We start from the raw sequence: 3,697 nt of genomic DNA, 5'->3' as shown, positions 1-3,697 counted from the left end.
TAGGCCGAGGGTCTTTTTAGGACAGTCAGGCGCGATTCTCATCGTGGCGCGGAGAACATTCTCCATCAAGACGCCGGATAGATTTAAGCAAGCCAACCACAACACCCGAAATCAAGGTTGCAAAAAAGGGGGTGACCATAGATTTTGTTTTGGGGATGACGGTGCCGGCTGCCCTATTTTTGCTGGTAGGTGGTATCCGTGATGGTCACTGACGGGAAGGTCTGCCCCCCTTTGATGGCGGCCCGGGTCTGCGCCTTTGCCGCTTCGTCAATCCAGAGCAGGCCGCCGAAGCTGTAACCCGAGTTGGAGCCGTCAAGGGGCCAGTAGAGCAAGTCGCTCTGGGGGGTTGCCGGCACCTTGGGCAGGCGTACCCAGCGCCAGGCGCCGGCCCGGGTATAGGGCACCTGATAGGCGGGGACGAAGCTGGCGAGCTCATAGAGTCGCTGCTGGATCTGGCGGGAGAGGTCGGCCTTCTTGCCGAAATCGAACGCCTTGTCGTATTGCTCCACCAGGGCAGAGATCCTGTCGTCATCGATGTTCATGATGTTGTTGGTCTGGGGCTTGTTGGCATTGACCTTATGGAAGTGTTCCCAATAGGCGGGATAGCGACCACCGCTCCAGGCCATCCAGGCACTCTGGTGTTTTTTCTCCAGCATGGATTTGAAGCCGGAAGACGCATCCATCAGATTGAGCTCGAGGTTGAGCCCCGCCTTTTTCGCCTCTTCCCGCAGCAAGGTGAGGCGCTGTGCATGTTCCGCCGTGGTGTAGGTGATGCTGAGGGAGAGGGGCTGGCCCTTGTCATTTCGCAAGATGCCATCCGGCCCGGTCTTAGTGAAGCCCGCCTTGGCAAAGAATTCGCGAGCAAGGGCGGGATCGAAGGGGCGCGCCTTGAGGTCGGTATTGGTGAAATCACCCTGGCCCGAGCCATAGGTGTTGAGACGCTGGTAGTCCCCCCGCAGCAGGGTCGCGATCATCTTGTCCAGGGCGAGGGCGTGCTGGATGCCGAGTCTGACGTCGAGATTGCTCAGCAAGGGATCGGCGGTGTTGAGATAGAGCCCCATGGGGGGCTGAGGCGTCTGGTTGTAGAACCAGAGCCGCTCGATATAGCCCTTCTCGAATTCGGCGGTCTTGCTCTTGTCGTGCCACCAGTTGGGCATCACGAGGGGGAAGGTGTCGAGCTCACCGCGCAGGAAGTGCTGCCAGGCGATGTTCTGATCCCTGAGCACCTTGATCTCGATGCGATCCGGATTGAAGCGGTGCTGGAAGTAGCGCTCGTCGTTCCCCCACCAATCCTTGACCCGGTCGAAGGTCACCGACTTGCCCTTCCTGAGCTCGCCAATCTGGTAGGGGCCGGTGACCGGCAGCACCTTCCAGTTGTACTCCTTGACCCAGTTGGCGGTCAGCTTGATGGCGTGGCTGGGCTCCGGGGTGAAGGGGAGAGCTTCGAGCAGATCTTCCCGGCTCTTCTCGGTGCCGCTGGTGATGGCGAGGGTGTGATCGTCAAACTTGGTCACTTCGCTTATCTGGGTGCTGTAGTAGTTGTTGTACCAGGGGTCGTTGATCTCCTTGCTGCGCATCATCTTGAGGGTGAAGACCCAGTCGTCCGCAGTGACGGGCTGGCCGTCCGACCAGCGGGCCTTGGGGTTGATACGAAAATAGAGCGTCTTGTTATCCGCGCCGAAAGCCCACTGGTTGGCCAGCATGGGGATGGGATTGCGCGTCACGGGATGGGTGCTCAGGAGCGGCAGGTTGGTCTCGCGCACGTAGGCCGCAAAGCCGCCGTTGGAATCCGGTCCGTATTTGCGCAAGGTGAGCGGAAAGCTCGACATGAAATCCCGGAAGGTGCCGCCTCGCTTGGCCTCGGGGTCTGCATAGACGGGATCGGTGTCGTTGTTCTCCCATTTGAGATCTGCCGGCAGGGTGGCACTCCAGCCGAACGGGCTCCAGCAGAAGGGGAGCAGCATGGCCGTGACCCGCATGATGCCTGGTAAAGAGGGGATGATCGAAAATGACGGATGACGCATGTCCTTGCTCTCCTGATGATGGCGTCCTGCCGAAATAACGGGGTGGGCCCAAGAGGGCCTGACCCATGATGGGAAGTTTCCCGGGCGAGGTCAATCCTCGGTTTGGGTCTTCAAGAAGCGCATCTTGCCCCCCAGCAGATGCACCACGAAGCCGAGCAACACCAGACCCGAGCCCAGCCATTGCAGGGGAGTGGGGTGTTCATCGAGCAGCAGGGCGGCGGCCACCATGCCGACACAGGGCACCAGCAGGGAGAGGGGGGCAACCTGGGCCACCGGATAGCGCATCAGCAGCCTCCCCCACAGGCCATAACCGAGCCAGGTGGCGATAAACGAGAGATAGAGCACGCACAAGACGCCCTGCCAACGGATGTTGAGCAGGCTGCTTGCGATGAGTTCGGGCCCCTCGAACAGCCAGGAGAGCGCGAAGAAGGGCAGGATGGGCACCAGCCCGCCCCAGGCGACCAGGCTCGGCAGAGAGGTGCGATAGCGCAGACCTATCTGGCGATTGATGACGTTGCCAAGGCCCCAGCAGGCGGCTGCGCACAGCGTCAGCACAAACCCGATGAGGGTGAGGTTGCCCTCGCCATGGGTGGCAATGAGATAAAGACCTGCTCCCGCCAGCGGCAGTGCCACCCAGTGGTGGGGCTGCCAGCGCTCTCCGAGCCAGATCATGGCGAACAGCAGGGTGAAGACCACCTGGGATTGCAGCACCAGGGAGGCCATGCCGGCGGGCATGCCGAATTTCATGGCGCAGAACAGGAAGGCAAACTGGCCCAGGCTGATCGCACCGCCATAGGCCAGCAGCCAGCGCCAGGGCATGGCAGGCCTGGGGACCAGCAGAATGGCCGGGAAGACGACTCCGACGAAACGCAGTGCTCCCAGCAGCAGTGGGGGGATGCCTTCCAGCCCCCACTTGATGGCGACGAAGTTGAGTCCCCAGCAGAGAATGACCAGGGCGGCCAGACACTTGTCCTTGGTTTGCATGCGGCATCCTTGTTTGAGCGGCGCCCGCACGGCAGGGCGCCGAAGGGGTCGAGCATACCTGCTACAGGGTGGGCACCGTCAAGGGCGCAGGTGTCTACCTGCACACCGGGCGAGCGCGGGCGGGCTAAGCTAAAAAGTGAGCGCCCCGATTGACGGGTTGGCGTCGATGGCTAACCGGAGGTATTCCATCTTAAATGCGAAAGGGGACTCCCTCCGACGTAGGTGGGAGGGGAATTTCGCCGGGGCGTCAGCCCCGCTGGTTTTGAATGTATTGCTTGATCACCTCCAACGGTGCTCCGCCGCAAGAGCCCGCAAAGTAAGAGCGTGACCAGAGTACGGGTTTGCTGTAAGCACCTCTCAAGTCCAGAAATTCATTACGCAGTCGCCTTGATGTGACCGCCTTTAACGAGTTCACCAGTACCGATAGCTGCACCGTTGGCGCGTACTCTATCAGCATGTGAACATGATCAGCCTCTCCGTCACACTCTTTCAGTTCCGCACCAAAATCTCTGCAAACCTCTGCCGCACACTGACCTAAGGAAACGTGATGCAGATCCCCCAATATCGGCTTTCGATACTTGGTGATAAACACCAAATGTACGTGCAAAGCGTAGGCCGCATGGCGTGATTTATTAATTTTAGTGAATTGCATTCTGTCACTCAATCGGGCTTAATAGATATGGCAATAA

The 3,697-nt window shown here is 59.9% G+C and carries 3 protein-coding genes; all 3 read right to left on the bottom strand.

From position 1 onward, the window contains the following. Window positions 1-173: 173 nt before the first annotated feature. Window positions 174-2,024, bottom strand: coding sequence for an extracellular solute-binding protein (locus J9892_RS20560; protein WP_246876727.1), 1,851 nt, complete (start codon window positions 2,022-2,024; stop codon window positions 174-176). A gap of 90 nt (window positions 2,025-2,114) precedes the next feature. Further along, entirely contained in the window at window positions 2,115-3,008 is an 894-nt protein-coding gene (locus J9892_RS20555) for an EamA family transporter (protein WP_010675306.1), read from the bottom strand. Window positions 3,009-3,255: 247 nt separating this feature from the next. Then, on the bottom strand, window positions 3,256-3,660 hold the full coding sequence (gene tnpA, locus J9892_RS20550; RefSeq protein WP_210538815.1) for an IS200/IS605-like element ISAs26 family transposase: 405 nt from the start codon (window positions 3,658-3,660) through the stop codon (window positions 3,256-3,258). Between the last annotated feature and the right edge of the window lie 37 nt (window positions 3,661-3,697).

This window comes from Aeromonas sp. Prich7-2, from assembly GCF_017939255.1.
GTDB lineage: Bacteria > Pseudomonadota > Gammaproteobacteria > Enterobacterales > Aeromonadaceae > Aeromonas > Aeromonas caviae.
Note: the sequence above shows the minus strand (reverse complement) of the source record. Positions and strands in the feature narration are given on the sequence as shown.

Coding starts and splice junctions, on each gene's coding strand:
- J9892_RS20560 (WP_246876727.1), bottom strand. CDS start 2,024: ATGCGTCATCCGTCATTTTCGATCATCCCCTCTTTACCAGGCATCATG.
- tnpA (WP_210538815.1), bottom strand. CDS start 3,660: ATGCAATTCACTAAAATTAATAAATCACGCCATGCGGCCTACGCTTTG.
- J9892_RS20555 (WP_010675306.1), bottom strand. CDS start 3,008: ATGCAAACCAAGGACAAGTGTCTGGCCGCCCTGGTCATTCTCTGCTGG.